Source organism: Aeromicrobium panaciterrae, from assembly GCF_039537165.1.
Classification (GTDB): Bacteria; Actinomycetota; Actinomycetes; order Propionibacteriales; family Nocardioidaceae; genus Aeromicrobium; species Aeromicrobium panaciterrae.
Map to the genome: position 1 here is coordinate 1,500,653 of NZ_BAAAZZ010000002.1, position 15,650 is coordinate 1,516,302.

Consider the following 15,650-nt stretch of genomic DNA (forward strand, 5'->3'; position numbering starts at 1 on the left):
AACGATTTGATCGAGGAGATGCGGAGTGTCAGGTGAAGATTGGAATGATGAGGCCCCTGATCAATCGCAAGACACTGGATATACATTCGAGCCAGCATCTGCGCAGTTAGCGGTCAACATTTTAGAGGACTGCTTTGCAGAAGGTGCCGACTACCTTGAGGCTGCGCACAGGCTTCACGCCATAACTCGACCGACCGAGGCATCTCCAGCAGCTGAGCCCAACGATGCCCCTGATCCGGCACCGCCATTGCCTCTGATGAATGAGTTAGAGCGCGCGTTGATGTACGAGCTCGCCGTACCGTTCGACGGCCCAGTCACGTGCGAACTCGGACTAGACGATGGGGACTCGGCCTTCGTGTGGCCGCCGCGAATTCGGCACGTCACTGACGACGTTGTCCGACTCTGGACGTTTCTGGCCTCAGCACTGAACGCATCAGCAGCACGGGCCAGATTCAGCGATCTGGCGTTTCGCAGGGGCGTCGATCCGGTGGCCCTGTCTCAGCTCGCACGCGATGCCTACCTGGAGTTCGGTGAAGTAGACGAAGGCTTCGACATAGATCACGCGCACGCCTTGATCCGTGCTTGGACACTTGACCGGACGTTTCGTCGTGTCGAGGGGGAAGAACAATGTCGGGTCGTCATGGCGGAGGTGTTGGTGTCCTCATGGGATTCAGCGCGGAGAGTCGCCGGGGTCCTTTTGCCTATTCTGGGAGCACTGTGTCGAACGAGTTTGGCACCCTCGGAGGACCCAGTCGGCGTCGATGCGCTACTTGAACGCGCCGGTGAGCTCTACTTCAACGCGAGTTCAGTGACGTACATAGCGGAGCTCAAGCGGGCACGTGTGACGACTGAGTCGGCCCGCCTAAGCATCTCGGAGTGGGAGATCGAACGGCTTGCCGAAGAAGCCCGCGCGTCGAGCGGCCTTGTAAAAGTTGTGCGGTTGCGAGACGTGATCGAGCGTGCGAGACAATTGCAACTCATCGAGCTGAGTCGGGCACTCACAGCGGAACTTCAAGCACTGCCGGCCGATGACGTTGAGCTGGAGTCGATCGAGAGCACGATCTCGATTTCTCGACTCGTCATGGAGTTCTACTTCCGACAGTTCACGCGAGATCGGGACTGGCGTAACGGATTCATGCGATTCGCCCATCTGCCACCACCGACCGGCTCGATCGAAGACCTGAGGTCTGCAGCTGAAGAGCGCCTTCTTCGCCCCCGCGTTGTCGACATCTTTACTACGGTCCTGCTCGACAACGAAATGCTCCCGACCTGGACTCCGAGCTCAGACGACACTCGAGCTGAGTGGATCACGGCGAGGGAGGCGAGCTTCAAGGCGGCGGTCGCCGGTGACCACCATGCGGAGATCCTCATGCGGCTTCAGAGGCGATACGGATCACCGCCCGTTGACGAGTTGGTGGCACTGATCGCTTTCGAGGGCCGCGGCAACACAGGGCTAGCAGAGGTGTTCGCCCGGGCACTCCATCACTTCTGGGACGGGGACCTGGAGGCCTGCGTGCACATTGCTGTGCCACGGATCGAAAGTGCTTGTCGCTTGTTGCTCAAGGAACTCGACGTCGGGATTTACCAAGTTCAGTTGGGCGACCGGCCGGGAGTCTACCCACCGTTGGGTGTGCTGCTCGATTCACTTGCCGACTTAGACCTTGATGAGTCGTGGCTCTATTTCCTCCGTTGGCTCCTCGTGAATCATGCCGGGAAGAATCTTCGGAACGAGATCGCTCACGGTAAGGTCGCCGCAGTTTCATCTTCCGAAGCGGCGCTGTGCCTGCGCGCCCTGCTGCTAGTGGTCATGCTGTGCGGACCGGGCAGCGCCGACAATATTGAAGCCGATCTGGCGCGCGATGTTAACGGTGCTGGGGATGTGTCGGCGTCAGCAGTTCGTGACCTGCGGGGGCGCATCCGGCAACCAATCGACAGCGCAACAGGAGTTCCAAGCGGCGCGACCGTCGCGGTGGCCGTCATGGTCGGTGCGGCAGTGGGCTCGGTCCGCCGACTCATCCGACGACTGCGGCCATGAGATCAGTGACCGACCCCAGGCAATCCGACTCGATCCTTCGTCGGCGCCGCCACTGCGAGCCCCGCGACGCGTGACGTTTTTCTGCAACCTGTGAGTGCCAATCGATCGGGGTTCAGACAAATTAACGATGCCCCACCGTTACGGGCGGGATTCATGTTGCTCGGCATTGCAGGCTGGCCGTACTTGTTGTCCTGGCCACCACGTTCGCTCGGCGTCGCTAGCGGCCATCCTGGATAGGGCCATGGCGCAGTCACCAGCCCGCACATGCATCATGCCGCCTTCCGTGGCTGACGGGTCTGTTGCCGCTTGGCTGCGAGGGATGCACTTTGGACCCAAGATGGGCGTCCATTTTGTCGGGTGGTCGTCGTAGCGTCGGATTCGCGAGAGGTGTGATCGAACTGTTACAGCCCTTTAACGGCAGGAGGAACTGCATGAGCGCAAGCATGTATCGAGGCCAACTGGACCGGAAGCGGAAGCAGCGGCTGGAAGCTGATAGACGCGCCAACGAGTACCGATCGAAGGAATCAGTTAAGCGCAACGAAGCTGCCAAGGCGCGTCAAGCAGCTCATAAGTCGAAGAGCACGAGCACCCAGTCGAGCAAGCTTCGCGAAGCCGAACGCAAGGAGAAGGATGCTGCCTCCGCCGCGAAGACCGCAGCCGATTGGGCGAAGAAGGCGTCACGGTACGCGGCCGAGGAAGCATCGTTGGCCGTGAAACTGTCAAGGGCTGAGCAATCGGAGGCGCTCGCGACTGAGAAGAAGCGGCAACGCGCACAACATCAAGCGGACCAGCGCGTGGCAGCGCAGCAACGGGTGCTCGAGTCAAGGGTTACCGATGCGGAGAGAGGCCTCGTCGAGATGACCCGTGAACTACCGGCGCCAAAACAAGAGCAGCTTCGGGTCCTCATCTTGGGGGCGTCCTCCGAGGGAGACTTGCGGGTTGGGCGAGAACAAAAACGGATCCGGGCTGCTGTTGAGTCCGCGCTGCATCGCGAGCTGGTCGAACTTGACGTCCGGCCGGCCGCGACGACGGATGACTTGTTGGACGGCATTACGAAGTTCCGACCACACGTCGTCCACTTTTCGGGGCACAGCGACGCGGATCTCATCGTTTTCGAAGACGAGGAGGATGGGCCGCACGCCGGCGTGATCGTGACCGCCGCAGCTTTTGCGCGGGCTGTTCAGGCCACCGACGCCCCGCCGCTTCTGGTGCTGCTGAACTCGTGCAATTCAGCAGCCCAGATCGACGGCTTAGTGAAGTCCGTAGCACCGTTCGCCATCGGTATGGCCGATAGCATCGCCGATGCCGACGCAATCAATTACGCCGCGCAGTTCTACGCCGCTGTGGCGAATGGCCAGTCGATAGGCTCTGCACACGCGTCAGGTCAAGCAGCGCTCGAATTGGCTGGTCTCGATAGCGCAGAGCTCCCCACACTCGCGTGGGCAGACGACGTCGACCCAAACGCTGTCGTGCTAGTCACCCCCGCCTAGGTGGAGTGCGTGTCATTCCGGCTCCCTCTGTTGTCAACCCGCGTTAGTGGAGGTGCGTGAGGTCAGGAAAGAGCACGGAGAGCCGCGTCGTTCATGGCGGCTGCAACGGCGTCGAGGTCGTCTTCGAAGAGGTCAGCGTACACGTCAAGCGTCATGGCGGCGGACTTGTGGCCGAGCATGCGTTGGACGGCCTTGGCGTTCGCACCGGATGAGATCGCCAAGGATGCGGCGGTGTGGCGGAGGTCGTGGGGAGTGACGCGGGGAATGCCGGCTCGTCGGACGGCGCCAGCGAACCATCCGCCGGATGAGCCATCGGTTCGCGTGCGGCGTCGGAGCTCGCCGTCAGGTCCGGGGAAGAGGAGTGTCTCGGGCGGCTTGCTGGCGCAGGCCTTTTCGAAGAGCGGGTCGAGCATCTGGATGTACGGCACCGATCGGCGCTCGTGGTTCTTGGGTGTGCCGACGTGGATCTCGGTGCCGACCTCGACGGCGTTGCGTTCGATCGAGAGGCGGCGTCGCGTGGTGTCGACGTCGCGTACGCGAAGTGCGATCATCTCGCCCCAGCGGATGCCGGTGTACGCGAGAACCAGGACGACACCGGACGCGTCGCCGGCCTCGCGGGCAAGGCGGTCGACCTGTTTATGGTTGAGGTAGACGCGGCCGCGCATGACCTTGCGCTTGGTCTTCACGCCCTTGGCCGGGTTGGCGATGATGCGCCGGTCGTCGACGGCTTCGTCGAGGATCGATAACAGGACACCGAAGGCGCGCTTGACGGTCGTGGCGGACCGGTCGGCACCGAGCGCAGCGACCCAGTCCTGGATCGTTGTCCGGCTGATGTCGCTGACCCGAACGTCACGCCAGCGCGGCTCGACGTGGACGCGCCACCCGATCTCGAGCGCCAGCAGGGACGACGGCTTGAGGTGTGCGCTCTGGCGGACCAGCCAGCCCGGTCCAAGCTCCCCGACCGTCGCCTGTCCGGCTTGGTGCGAGACGTACTCGCCCCGGTACTTCTGAACCTCGACCGAGGCCGCGAACTGCTCGGCGTCGCGCTTGGTCCTGAAGCCACGCTTCTTGGTCTGCTTGTGCTCGGGCGTGCGGTAGCGAACCTGGTACCGCTTGCCGCCGGACGTCTCGTAAGACTCGATGGTCGCCACGGTGAATCACCTCCCTTCCGCACTCCGGCATACCGCCGCCGTCCTCCGCGAGACCAGAGGCGACGGCCGAACTGTGGACAACCGGCGGTGACCCTGGTCCCTGTGGATCACCGCCCTCCCGTCACGTACGAGCGCGCCGCTGCTCGTCGAGCCAGGTCCGTACGTCAGACAGCGAGTACCGCACTCGCGTGCCGACCTTCACGTACTCCGGGCCGGTCCCGAGGTAGCGCATCTGGGCCAGCTGCCCCGTTGTCACCGAGAGCAGCTCGGCGAGATCCTCCGGCGCGACGAGCCGCTCCATCACCTGATCAGTCATTTGCTTCCTCCGTATCCGTTGGCATCACACCCACCTAAGGCCGCTCAGGTGCGCTCGAAGGGCCAGGGAACGTTCAAGAATCGGGGGAACGTTGAGGGGGGAACGTTTGGGGGAACGTGGGGGAACGTTGCTCGGACCTACGCGGTCAGGATGCTTCCCAGACGTGCCAACCCGTTCCTGATGTCCGGGCTGAGCTCGAGTGCGACGGGGTCATCGAGGGTCGCTGCCAGCATCCGAGTGAGGTATCTCCGCTCGCTCCTCGCGAGAGACGCGCTTCGCAGGTCGTTGGCGCGGAGCATGGACGCGAGCACAGCGAAGTCTTGGCGATGACGGTCCTTCCCGTCTCCGACGGTGTGTGCTGCGGCCTTGGCGATGAGGGAGCCAAGAAGGGTCGGTCGTCGCACCGTGCCAACGCGACCGGCGACCTCGATGTCGAGATCTTCTGAGCGGTTGAGGACCAGGGCTGCTGCGGGGGTGCCGACGGTCGGGGCGCCGGTGATCGTCCGGTAGCTCTTTCGCTCGCCGAGCTTGTTGCTGATGAGAACGTCGATCTGGGCGTCGCCCTTCCTCCACCGGTGTTGATATCCACTGCCACTCGTCGATGGTGTGAACCCAGCTTCGACGAGTCCAGCGGTGAAGTCGTGGAGGATCGACGGGTGGGTCTTGGCATCCAGCAACGCGTCGGCGTCGTCTGTCGGCCGTACGGGGTAGGTCTCGCGCTCGGCACAGTGCAGGTGAACCATCTGGCCGCCGACGATGGTCCACCGTCCGGGCAATGACTCGTGCAGGTCCATCAGGGCGTGCCACGATGCGATTTGGGAGTCGGTCATTGCGGGCATGTGGACGGTCATGGGCGGCCCCGTCCGAACAGGAGCTTCTCGTCGTAGCTGCCAGAGTCGATCCAGTCCTCGAGGACAGCCTGGGCTTGTCGGTCCTCGCGTCCGGCGCGGTAGTCGGCCAAGTCGGCAGCGATCACGACGGGTGAGATCGGGGGAACGACGTCGGCGACATGGACGATGAGGTTGGCGCGGGCTCGGTCGTCAGCCTCGACGACGAAGTGGTCCTCCAGGAACTTCCGAGCAACCTGCTCCTCCACGTAGCCCTCTCCCATGCGAGGAGAGGACATGCCCGCGCGCTTGTCCGAAATCCCGGAGATGACGAAGCGATCATCAGCGAACACCTCGGGCAGATCCCCTTCGGCGACGGACATCTCGCGGCGCAGCGCTCGGTGAGGTAGCCACGATCGCAGGAGTCCTGCAGGATCTCCGTCGGACCGCACCTCGCGTACGAGGCGAGCCATGTTGACCCGAAGGCGCGAGATGTCGCGTGCACTTAGTTCGGGCCGTATGCCGGCTGCCAGGTCGAGGAATCCTCGCGCCATGTCCATGGAAAGCGGACGCCCGATGGGGACACGGCGCCGGGCGATGTCGGCCTCGTTAATCGCCCAGGACTTGCCGACTCGCTCCGCCGGTAGGCGCTCGTCAGCGATCATCCGGAGCACGCGTTGACGCGAGACCTCCAGACGTTCCGCTGCTTCCGAGACACCGATAGGCATATCTGCAATATTGCCACTTCTATTGTCGTATGACAATAGAAGTGGCAATGCGCGAGGACGTTCCTCCCCTCGCATTTCGTCAGACTTTCCGGGAGTGCATGAGGTGTGTGACGAAATTTGGTGGTGATGTCCTCTCGGGCTCGAAGTCTCGGCCTTGGGGTGTCATGAGCGATGGCAACGGGTCGAAGGAGCAGAGCAAGCCTCGGCTATGTGAGCGATGCGGCAAGCGGATGCCGCCGCAGAAGCGTGGCCGACCGCGTCGCTGGTGCTCGCAGCAGTGCCGCCAGTCTGCGTACGAAGAGCGCCACGGACTGGAGAGCTGGAAGGACAAGCAGCCGAAGGTCAAGGACCTGTCGGACGTCGTCGAGGAGGCGCAGGAGCGTGGCGCGCGTCGAGATGCTTCGCGTCGCCAGTCATCGTCCGGTCGCCGCCGTGCCCACACAACAGACGATTGTCTGAACGTCGTCGGCCAGGACCTGCAGTTGATGGCCTTGATCGTCGACCAGGTGATCGACGTAACGCGCAGGTACGGAGCGATCAACACCTTCGAGGGGCGAATGCTCGCGGAGCGAGTAGCCGAGCTGGTCAATACCGTTTTCGAGCAGACCGCGAGAGTTGTGCCGGTTGATGAGTGTCCCTGGATCAACCGACGAACACCTATAGATTGAGCCATCGGCGTGGGCGGGTATAGGCCAATGCGCAGATCAGTTACTTCTCGCTCCAGCATGAATCGAGCAATCGCCATACGTCGTCATCGTCGGTGGGAATCCCGGCACCGAGGAGCCTGCACAGCAAGGTCGTGAGTCTCATGAAGACGAGGTTGGACGAGCCGACCATCCCATGGGCCGCCGTGCCTACGTTGACTGCGCTGGCCTGGTCGGCCAACGTCCGCTCAATCGCCTCCTCGTACTCAGCGGGCAATCCCCAGAACACCTCATCAGCGGACCCGGCCAACGATTGTCTGAAGGGGCTTGTGGACGTCCAGATTCGAAGCTCGGGTTGCCGCGCCCTTGTCCCTCCAAGAAGTCCGTACGAAGACGGATGCCCAACCCGGCCAGCCCACTCGAGATTGACGAAGGTTGGCAAATTCGAGCCGTCGCGGTAGCCAACGCTTGATTCGATCCTGAGTTGCATCGAACGGCCGGGCCGGATGAGATGCCGCCTGTCCGGGCCGGGGAACTTCTTGCGCTGCATGGGCAAACAGTAGGGCAAACGAAATGGCTAAATGAGGAACTCATCTGGCAGTCCGGACAACGGTAAGTCGGGCAAGCCGAGGAGCCCAACACACCTACGGGGAACCGAGAGCTCGGGATCCCTTGCGCCATTTGCTGAGGGGAACGACGTCTGCTCCATGAACTGATTGCCCGAACTGTTGGAGCTGTTCCGGCAGGACACGAACGGTGAGCGACGTACCTTCATCGTTGACTTCGCCGAGGAGCTTCATTTCTGCTGTCCACGCGTCGGCGCTGTAGGCGTATGGAGCGAAGGCTACGAACGCTCGCCAGATCACATCTGAAAAGCCCTGAATCCATCCCGACGTCTGGTAGCCCGAATGAACCGGCACCAGTAGGGAGGCGGCTTGACTCACTTCGGTAGGCCAGTCTGCTTCGCGACTCCAGGGCACGTCGCACTGGAAGCGATCAACATCGGGGGCGATGAGTTCAAGGGTGGCTCTGCAGACCGCTACCTCTGAAGCGCGATCGAGACGAGACGTGTCGACTACGTACTGATCGCCGTTACGGCCCTTGAACCCCATAAAGCCATCATCGGGCATCGCGGCCGGGACTTCATTCAGATGCAACCCACTGTCAAGACGCCTTTGCGGCATCGACTTGTAAAGGTAGTCTTTACGCGTGGGGATGAGGTGATGACGATGGCGAAGCTGATGCACCAGGACGACACGAGTCCCGATTCGCTCGACCCATCCACCTCGACCGCACTTGACGCCTCGCACTTCCGGGCGATCATCGCTGCGCGCAAGGCTGTCGATCAGGCGGATGATGACCTGCGCGCTGCCGTCAAAGCTGCTCGCGATGCGGGGGACACGTGGACGACGATTGGTTTGGCTCTCGACACCACGCGTCAGGCTGCCTATCAGAGGTTCGGCCAGACCGAGAGCTGACTTCGAGACGGGCCAATTCGTGGGCACATTTTGGGCACACTTTGTTGTGATCTAGCGGGATTCGGACACATCACTGTGATGCGAATTCATTGGAATCGCAGTGAATTCGCGAGTCACACGAGGTCGCAAACGGCCGATTTTCGAGTTCAAATCCCACCGCCACCGCGCGAAAAGGACCCTCGGTATCACTGGAATTCCAGTGATACCGGGGTCTTCACTTTTCGCAGTGTCAGTTGAGCACGCATTTCAGCATGCGGGTGTTCTGCCGGGTGCGACGTGTGTCAGTGCGTCCCTCGATGAATCACGCGCTCGTCAGGCGTTCACTTGTCCGGCGATCCGGATTCCATGAGCACGGTGGTCGCTCGTTCGGCAGTTTCCGGTCCGGGCCATGTTGCTCATGGCCTCCTATACGTGAGACCGCGACCTGGAGCTGGTCTCGACCGCCCCACAAGCAATTGGGTCGGCTCGCTTGACATGTGACGCACATCGCAGCACTATTTCAGAATAACGAACCAAATCCGAATACCGAACTTTGGCTTTTCGGTGGAGTGGATGCCCAGCAGCCACTCCGGACCACTGCGAGTAGTCGCCAACAGTCCAGATCTGGCGCCGAGTCCTTCTCGACGCCAACTCACCGCAGCACCCCCTCAAGATGGAGTTCACCATGTCAGTTACCACCCCCCGATCGCAGGCGATGCGTGCCCTTGTCGTTCTGTCCGCAGCCGCCTCGGTGCTTGCCGGATGCGGATCTTCCGGCAGCGACACCGGCGGCGACGCGCCGATCGTGATCTTCCAGACCAACTCGTTCAGCGGCCAGGTTTCCAACAAGCCGCAGACCGAGACCGGCGCGCAAGCCGCGGTCGAGGAGATCAATGCAGCCGGTGGTATCAACGGTCGCAAGCTGAAGCTTGTCTCCTGCGACAACACGGGTGATCCGAACGTCACGAACGCTTGCGTGAAGAAGGCCAAGAAGGCCGATGCGGCTGCGTTTGTCGGCTCGGCGATCTACTTCCCGGCGACCTGGAAGATCCTCGACAGCGAGAAGATTCCGTACCTGCTGGGAACCGGTCTGTCGCCCGAGGAGTTCAAGTCCCCGGTGTCGTTCCCGCTCTCAGGCCAGGCCGGTTGGTACTACGGCATCGCCTCCTACCTCAAGGAGCTCGGCGCCGAGAAGCCAGCGATCATCCGGTGCGAGATCGCGGCCTGCGAGTACGGTGAGACGCTGCTGAATCAGGCTCTGGACTCGCAGGGAGCGGCCAAGGCTCGCTCGGTCGTGGCGCCGTTGGCAACGACCGACTACAGCTCCTTCGCTGCCTCGGCGATGCAGGGGGGCACTGACGCCGTCGTGGTCACCGGAAGCGAGGCCACCGCTGTCCCGCAGGCCAAAGCGCTGCGCCAGCAAGGATTCAAGGGCAAGATCATTTCGGTCTCGGCATGTATCTCCACGGGCGCGGTCAAGAACCTCGGTGCCGCGGGTGAAGACCTGTATGTCGTCGGACTCACCCAGTCACCGACGCTGAAGACCGACGAGATCGGAAATTTCGTGAAGTACATGGACATGGTCGACAAGTCGGCGAAGAAGGACGAGCTTGCTCTCGGCGCCTACGCGGGCGTGAAGCTCTTCGCCGAGGTCGCCAAGAACCTGGACACGGTCGATGCCGCCTCCGTCCTCAAGGCGTTGAACAGCGCAAAGGTCGGTGCCTACGACATTGGTGTGACAGCCCCGATGCCGGGCGCGGACACCTCGCCACTCAAGGACCTTCCGCGGCTCAAGTTCTCGCCGACGGTCACGTACAACCAAATCAAGGGCGACACGATCATCCAGAGCAAGGACGGGTTCCCCAACCCATTCACCGCTGCCAGCTGATCCGCTAGCTCAAAAGTCACGATGAAGAGAGACGAGCAACAACGGTGAATGAACTCGCTTTCATCCTCATCGGGATCGGCACGGGTTCCCTGTACGCCATGGTGGCGCAGGGGCTCGTGCTGGTTTACCGAGGCTCTGGAATTGTCAATTTTGCTCAGGGCGCCTTCGTCATGTTCGGTGCCTACGCCTACTACAACCTCTACGAGCACGCCGGATTGAGCCTGGGTGCCGCGCTCGTCGTCAGTGTCTGCTTCACCGCTCTACTTGGGGTCGCGGTCCAGACCCTCATCCTTCGTCCCATGAGGCATTCCTCGGCGCTGGCGCGTCTCATCGCCACGTTGGGGGTGCTGGTGACTCTGCAGGCCACCGCGGTGATCATCTACGGGGACCGCAACTTCCTCATCACCTCGCTGCTGCCCACCAACAGCGTCGAGGTGCTGCCCAACGCCAACATCGGTGCGGACCGGCTGATCATCTTCACGCTCGGGGTGGTGCTCACCACTGTGCTGTGGGCGATCTATCGCTTCACCTCTTTCGGTCGCCTGACCAGCGCGGTGGCCCAGAACCCCAGGACGGCAGCGAGCATGGGTCATTCACCGGACCTCATCGCCGCCGCGAACTGGGGGGTTGGCGGCGCGATCGCCGGCCTGGCCGGAGTGCTCATTGGTCCGATCACCAGTCTGGAGCCGATCAATCTGCCGCTGATCGTGCTCCCGGCACTTGCCGCGGCCCTTATAGGAAGCTTTGCGTCGTTCCCGATGGCCTTCGCCGCCGCACTGCTGATCGGTGTCGTGGAGTCGTTGATGGCGCTTCATGTCAAGGATCCCGGGTGGGCGCAGAGTGTGCCTTTCCTGGTCGTGATCATCGTCCTCATCGTGAGGGGACGGGGTCTCCCGCTGCGGAGCTACCTGTTGGATCGATTGCCATCGGTCGGCGCCGGACGCGTGCGTGTCGTTCCCGTCATGGTCTTCGCGTCGCTTGTCGCGGCCTTCATGGTCTTCGGCGCCTCGGACGAGGTCGCGACCTACCTGACGGTGACAGTGACGATGTCCATCATGTGCTTGTCGGTCGTTGTCGTGACCGGCTACGCGGGCCAGATCTCTCTGGCACAGTACGTTCTCGGCGGGGTGGGGGCGTTCGCAGCGGCGAAGACAGTGAGCAGCTTTGGGCTGCCATTCCTGCTTTCCATCGTCGTCGCGGCTGTCGTCGCCCTCGTCGTCGGCGGCATCGTGGGCGTCCCAGCGCTCCGGTCACGTGGCATCAATCTGGCCATCGTCGGGCTGGGTCTGGCAGTGGCTCTCTACAACCTCGTGCTCAACAACGGGAAGTACTCCGGTGGAGTCGACGGCATACCGATCGACGCGCCATCGATCTTCGGCTGGAGTGTTGACCCGTTCCTTCATCCGACGCGGTACGGCCTGGTCTGTGTGGTCGCGTCTTTCCTGGTTGCCCTCATGGTGGCCAATCTGCGCCGTGGTCAAGTAGGCCGCAGGCTTCTCGCCGTGCGCTCAAGCGAACGTGCTGCGGCGTCGCTCGGCGTCAACGTCTACTGGTGCAAGCTCTATGCGTTCATGCTCGCGTCGGCGATCGCTGCGATCGGCGGAAGCCTGTTCGCATTCATGCAGTCAGTCGTGCTGACATCGCAGTTCGGAGTCATGTCGTCGATCAACCTGGTCGCAGTGACGGTGGTGGGAGGTGTGGGGAGCATCCCCGGCGCTTTCGTCGGTGCAACCTTCGTAACGGGCGGGATCGGCACGTGGCTGTTGAACTTGATCGGGCTGCACGTCTGGTTGCCGCTGATCGGTGGCCTCACAGTTCTGTACGTTCTGCGATCCGATCAAGGCTTGGCCGACATGAACATCGAGGGGTATCGGGTGCTGCGCTCCAAGCTGTCGCGCCGACGGGAGGCGAAGGACGCCGACCTTGCGGTGCCGCATGTCCGACGTCCTGCGCGATCGGACACGGGCGTGTCGCTGCGGGTGCCGGCCCAAGAGTTGAAGGTCGAGGGAGTCAGCGTGCGGTTCGGAGGTGTGCAGGCCCTTGACGGCGTGAGTCTGACGGTCCGTCCCGGCACGGTGCACGGGGTGATTGGACCGAATGGAGCGGGCAAGACGACACTCGTCGACGCGCTTACTGGCTTCGCCGACGTCTCGGCGGGCCACGTACGTCTCAACGGCTCGGATCTCAATGGTGCGAGCCCCATGCGCAGGTCGCGAGCGGGGCTCCGCCGGTCCTTCCAGTCGATGGAGCTGTTCTCCAACCTGACGGCTCGCGACAACATCGCCGTTGGATGCGATGAGGGGCGACGACGCAAATATCTGACGGACCTGGTCAGACCGGGTCCCATCGCACTCAGTGAGGCCGCCGAGGTCGCGATCGAGAAGTTTCAGCTGGAATCAATGCTCGACGTCCCGGTGGAGTCGCTGCCCTTCGGCGATCGACGACTGGTGGCGATCGCCCGGACCGTCGCGTCGGCGCCCTCGGTGATTCTCCTGGACGAGCCTGCCGCAGGTCTGGGCAGTGCGGAGAGCAACGAGCTGGCCGAACTCGTACGCTCGCTCGCCGACGTGTGGGGCATCGCTGTTGTGCTCGTGGAGCACAACATCGACCTGGTGCTCTCGGTCAGTGATGAGGTCACTGTCCTCGCCGAGGGCAGAGTGCTCGCGCACGGTTCGCCGCATGAGATCCGACAGGACAGTGCCGTCATCGAGGCCTACCTCGGCGTGGATGCCGAGTCGGCCGACACTGTGGCAGTGGTGACACGGTGACCGCGATCTTGGAGCTGGTCGGGCTCACGGCAGGCTACGGCGATCTTGCTGCGGTGCGCGACGTCAACCTGGAGGTGCATGCGGGGGAGGTCGTGGCGCTCTTCGGACCGAACGGTGCAGGCAAGACCACGACGCTTCTGACGGTTGCAGGTGAGCTCCCCCCGCTGGCCGGTGAGGTGCGCCTCCTGGGTCAGGCAACTCATGCGCCACTGCACCGACGCGTCCGTCAGGGTCTGGCGTTCGTACCTGAGGAGAGATCGGTCGTTCCCCAGATGTCAGCTCGTGACAACCTCCGTCTCGGCAAGGGCGGCGTCGAAGGAGCGCTGGCGATCTTTCCCGAGCTCGAACCGTTGCTCCAGCGGCCGGCCGGACTGCTGTCCGGTGGTGAGCAGCAAATGCTCACCCTGGCGCGCAGCCTCGCGCTTGAGCCGACATTGCTGCTGGCCGACGAGCTCTCGCTCGGCTTGGCGCCGCTGGTGGTCGATCGGCTGATGACCCGGCTACGTCAGGCTGCTGATGATGCCGGGGTGGCGGTGATCCTCGTCGAGCAGCAGGCCAAGCGGGCTCTTGCCGTGGCTGATCGGTGGTACCTGCTCCGTCAGGGCGAGATCGCCGCGACCGGAGACCGTTCGACCAACTGGGAGGAGTTCGAGGCGGCATACCTCTCTGACTCGACCGATGATCTGGGCACCGCGGTGCCAGACGAGGACAAGCGATGACCGAGGACGAGATGGCCAGATCAGCACTGATCGAACGGGGACTGACCCTGGGTCGAGGTCCCACAGTGCTGATAGGCGACAGGTGGGAGGACGGCGCTGGCGAGGGTGTCCTGACCTCGATGAACCCGTCGACAGGAGAGGTGCTTGAGCACGTGCCCCCGGCGAGCCGCGAGCAGGCTTCCCGGGCGGTGCTCGCCGCGCGCGCAGCCCTCGACGGTCCGTGGGGGCGTATGTCGCCCGTTGAACGAGGATCTGCGTTGGACCGGCTGGCCGACACGCTCGAAGCCCACTCCGCCGAGCTGCAGGCCCTCATCGTGACCGAGCTCGGGTCGCCGATCGCGACAACGAGAACCATGCAGGTGGCCACCTCGATCGCGCGGATCCGGTTTTATGCCGGCCTCGCACGGAGTGGGCCGCTGGGCGGCTGGGAACGGAGTCTGCCGGTCGGTGACGGCTCCAGCGCCAGCATCCTTTTCTGGCAGCCTGCGGGTGTCGTCACGGCCATCACGGCATACAACTTTCCGCTCGGAATTGCAGCGCTGAAAGTGGGCGCCGCGCTTGCGGCCGGCTGCTCGGTCGTGCTGAGCCCTTCGCCACGGACATTCCTGACGAGCCGGGCGTTGGTACGACTTGCGATCGAGTCGGGACTGCCACCGGGAGTTCTCAACCTCGTCACCGGCGAGATCGAGGCGAGCGTCGAGCTGACGACGCACCCAGAGGTCGATGTCGTCAGCTTCACTGGGTCGACCGCGGTCGGCAGTCAGATCCAGGCTCAGAGTGCGGCCACCGTGAAGCGTGTCGTCCTGGAGCTGGGTGGCAAGTCGCCAAGTGTCATCCTTCCGGACGCGCCCCTGCGTGCCGCCGTCACCTCCTCGGTGCTGCGGTTCACACGCAATGCCGGTCAGGCGTGCGGAGCCACCACGCGACTCCTGGTACCCATCGCGGACTACGAAGAGGTTGCGGAGATTGCTCGCGACGTCATGGAGGCGTTGCCGGTGGGCGATCCGTGGCTGGAGAGCACGGTCGTGGGGCCGTTGATCCGCGACGAGCAGCGTCAATCTGTCGAGGCGGTCATCGACCGTGCTCTGGCGGCTGGAGCATGCGTGCTCGCCGGGGGCGGGCGGCCCGAGGGGCAGAGCGGATTCTTCCTGAACCCCACACTCATCGGAGCGGTGGACAACGATGCCGAGATCAGCAGGCGCGAGTTGTTCGGGCCAGTCGCCGTGGTCCTGCCCTATGAAGATGTTGACGAGGCCTTGGCACTGGCGAACGCCACCGACTTCGGACTCAATGCCGGCGTCTGGGGACGCACCTCCGATGCGATGGCATTCGCCCGGCGCATCCGGTCGGGCACCGTGGCAATCAACGGGGGTGGCCCCAGCAGAGCGGACATGCCGTGGGGTGGGTTCGGTCTCAGCGGAATCGGCCGGGACGGGGGAGAAGAAGGAATGCGGGAGTTCCTCGAGGTGCAGCACATCCACTGGCCACTGTGAGGCGATCGACGAAACGTCGCAGCGACACCCGACTCTCGAACGGTCGCGCGCCCGGACCCTGACCAACCACGTTGCTTGATTGACGTCCGCCGACAGCGGACGCGACGCCGCACGCCCATGCGTGCCGATCCACA

The 15,650-nt window shown here is 63.2% G+C and carries 14 protein-coding genes; 8 read left to right on the forward strand and 6 right to left on the reverse strand.

The features are described from left to right. Nucleotides 1–25: 25 nt before the first annotated feature. Nucleotides 26–2,035 carry a hypothetical protein gene (locus tag ABD683_RS08230; RefSeq protein ID WP_344768938.1) on the forward strand — a complete coding sequence of 670 codons (2,010 nt, stop codon included), beginning with the start codon at nt 26–28 and terminating at the stop codon, nt 2,033–2,035. Nucleotides 2,036–2,466: 431 nt separating this feature from the next. Then, complete coding sequence (locus tag ABD683_RS08235) at nt 2,467–3,525, forward strand: CHAT domain-containing protein (RefSeq protein ID WP_344768940.1); 1,059 nt, start codon at nt 2,467–2,469, stop codon at nt 3,523–3,525. Nucleotides 3,526–3,587: 62 nt separating this feature from the next. Here the strand turns inward: ABD683_RS08235 and ABD683_RS08240 are convergent, their stop codons facing one another. From ABD683_RS08240 to ABD683_RS08255, 4 genes are all read right to left on the reverse strand, one after another. Further along, complete coding sequence (locus ABD683_RS08240) at nt 3,588–4,676, reverse strand: site-specific integrase (protein ID WP_344768942.1); 1,089 nt, start codon at nt 4,674–4,676, stop codon at nt 3,588–3,590. A 121-nt stretch (nt 4,677–4,797) separates the two neighbouring features. After that, nucleotides 4,798–4,992, reverse strand: a complete 195-nt coding sequence (locus tag ABD683_RS08245) for a helix-turn-helix transcriptional regulator (protein WP_344768943.1) — start codon at nt 4,990–4,992, stop codon at nt 4,798–4,800. Nucleotides 4,993–5,129: 137 nt separating this feature from the next. Beyond that, nucleotides 5,130–5,822 (reverse strand): hypothetical protein, encoded by a 693-nt coding sequence (locus ABD683_RS08250; RefSeq protein WP_344768945.1) that lies wholly within the window; start codon nt 5,820–5,822, stop codon nt 5,130–5,132. 17 nt (nt 5,823–5,839) lie between these two features. Further along, nucleotides 5,840–6,622, reverse strand: coding sequence for an excisionase family DNA-binding protein (locus ABD683_RS08255; RefSeq protein WP_344768947.1), 783 nt, complete (start codon nt 6,620–6,622; stop codon nt 5,840–5,842). Nucleotides 6,623–6,711: 89 nt separating this feature from the next. On the opposite strand from ABD683_RS08255, the gene ABD683_RS08260 reads away from it, so the two are divergent. After that, nucleotides 6,712–7,215: a hypothetical protein gene (locus ABD683_RS08260; protein WP_344768949.1), complete on the forward strand. Its 504-nt coding sequence runs from the start codon at nt 6,712–6,714 to the stop codon at nt 7,213–7,215. Nucleotides 7,216–7,255: 40 nt separating this feature from the next. Here ABD683_RS08260 and ABD683_RS08265 read toward each other — a convergent pair whose 3' ends face one another. Together ABD683_RS08265 and ABD683_RS08270 are read right to left on the reverse strand one after the other, a co-directional pair. Further along, complete coding sequence (locus ABD683_RS08265) at nt 7,256–7,741, reverse strand: hypothetical protein (protein ID WP_344768950.1); 486 nt, start codon at nt 7,739–7,741, stop codon at nt 7,256–7,258. A 94-nt stretch (nt 7,742–7,835) separates the two neighbouring features. Continuing rightward, nucleotides 7,836–8,438 (reverse strand): hypothetical protein, encoded by a 603-nt coding sequence (locus ABD683_RS08270; RefSeq protein WP_344768952.1) that lies wholly within the window; start codon nt 8,436–8,438, stop codon nt 7,836–7,838. Between ABD683_RS08270 and ABD683_RS08275 the strand changes: the two genes are divergently transcribed. The 5 genes from ABD683_RS08275 to ABD683_RS08295 all read left to right on the forward strand — a co-directional run bounded on the left by ABD683_RS08275 (nt 8,421) and on the right by ABD683_RS08295 (nt 15,516). After that, nucleotides 8,421–8,669, forward strand: a complete 249-nt coding sequence (locus ABD683_RS08275) for a hypothetical protein (protein ID WP_344768954.1) — start codon at nt 8,421–8,423, stop codon at nt 8,667–8,669. The genes ABD683_RS08270 and ABD683_RS08275 overlap by 18 nt on opposite strands. A 664-nt stretch (nt 8,670–9,333) precedes the next feature. Beyond that, nucleotides 9,334–10,536 (forward strand): ABC transporter substrate-binding protein, encoded by a 1,203-nt coding sequence (locus tag ABD683_RS08280; RefSeq protein WP_344768956.1) that lies wholly within the window; start codon nt 9,334–9,336, stop codon nt 10,534–10,536. Between the two features lie 44 nt (nt 10,537–10,580). Beyond that, nucleotides 10,581–13,304 (forward strand): ABC transporter permease subunit, encoded by a 2,724-nt coding sequence (locus ABD683_RS08285; RefSeq protein WP_344768957.1) that lies wholly within the window; start codon nt 10,581–10,583, stop codon nt 13,302–13,304. Further along, the gene (locus ABD683_RS08290) at nt 13,301–14,023 is read left to right on the forward strand and encodes an ABC transporter ATP-binding protein (RefSeq protein WP_344768958.1); all 723 of its coding nucleotides are present in this window, start codon (nt 13,301–13,303) and stop codon (nt 14,021–14,023) included. The genes ABD683_RS08285 and ABD683_RS08290 overlap by 4 nt, the downstream gene beginning before the upstream one ends. Continuing rightward, nucleotides 14,020–15,516: an aldehyde dehydrogenase family protein gene (locus ABD683_RS08295; RefSeq protein ID WP_344768959.1), complete on the forward strand. Its 1,497-nt coding sequence runs from the start codon at nt 14,020–14,022 to the stop codon at nt 15,514–15,516. The genes ABD683_RS08290 and ABD683_RS08295 overlap by 4 nt, the downstream gene beginning before the upstream one ends. Nucleotides 15,517–15,650 lie beyond the last annotated feature (134 nt).

What these genes read in the sequence shown, in the direction of transcription:
- ABD683_RS08275 (WP_344768954.1), top strand. Translation starts at nt 8,421, where the DNA reads ATGGCGAAGCTGATGCACCAGGACGACACGAGTCCCGATTCGCTCGAC.
- ABD683_RS08255 (WP_344768947.1), bottom strand. Translation starts at nt 6,622, where the DNA reads ATGCGAGGGGAGGAACGTCCTCGCGCATTGCCACTTCTATTGTCATAC.
- ABD683_RS08245 (WP_344768943.1), bottom strand. Translation starts at nt 4,992, where the DNA reads ATGACTGATCAGGTGATGGAGCGGCTCGTCGCGCCGGAGGATCTCGCC.
- ABD683_RS08250 (WP_344768945.1), bottom strand. Translation starts at nt 5,822, where the DNA reads ATGACCGACTCCCAAATCGCATCGTGGCACGCCCTGATGGACCTGCAC.
- ABD683_RS08235 (WP_344768940.1), top strand. Translation starts at nt 2,467, where the DNA reads ATGAGCGCAAGCATGTATCGAGGCCAACTGGACCGGAAGCGGAAGCAG.
- ABD683_RS08295 (WP_344768959.1), top strand. Translation starts at nt 14,020, where the DNA reads ATGACCGAGGACGAGATGGCCAGATCAGCACTGATCGAACGGGGACTG.
- ABD683_RS08265 (WP_344768950.1), bottom strand. Translation starts at nt 7,741, where the DNA reads ATGCAGCGCAAGAAGTTCCCCGGCCCGGACAGGCGGCATCTCATCCGG.
- ABD683_RS08280 (WP_344768956.1), top strand. Translation starts at nt 9,334, where the DNA reads ATGTCAGTTACCACCCCCCGATCGCAGGCGATGCGTGCCCTTGTCGTT.
- ABD683_RS08260 (WP_344768949.1), top strand. Translation starts at nt 6,712, where the DNA reads ATGAGCGATGGCAACGGGTCGAAGGAGCAGAGCAAGCCTCGGCTATGT.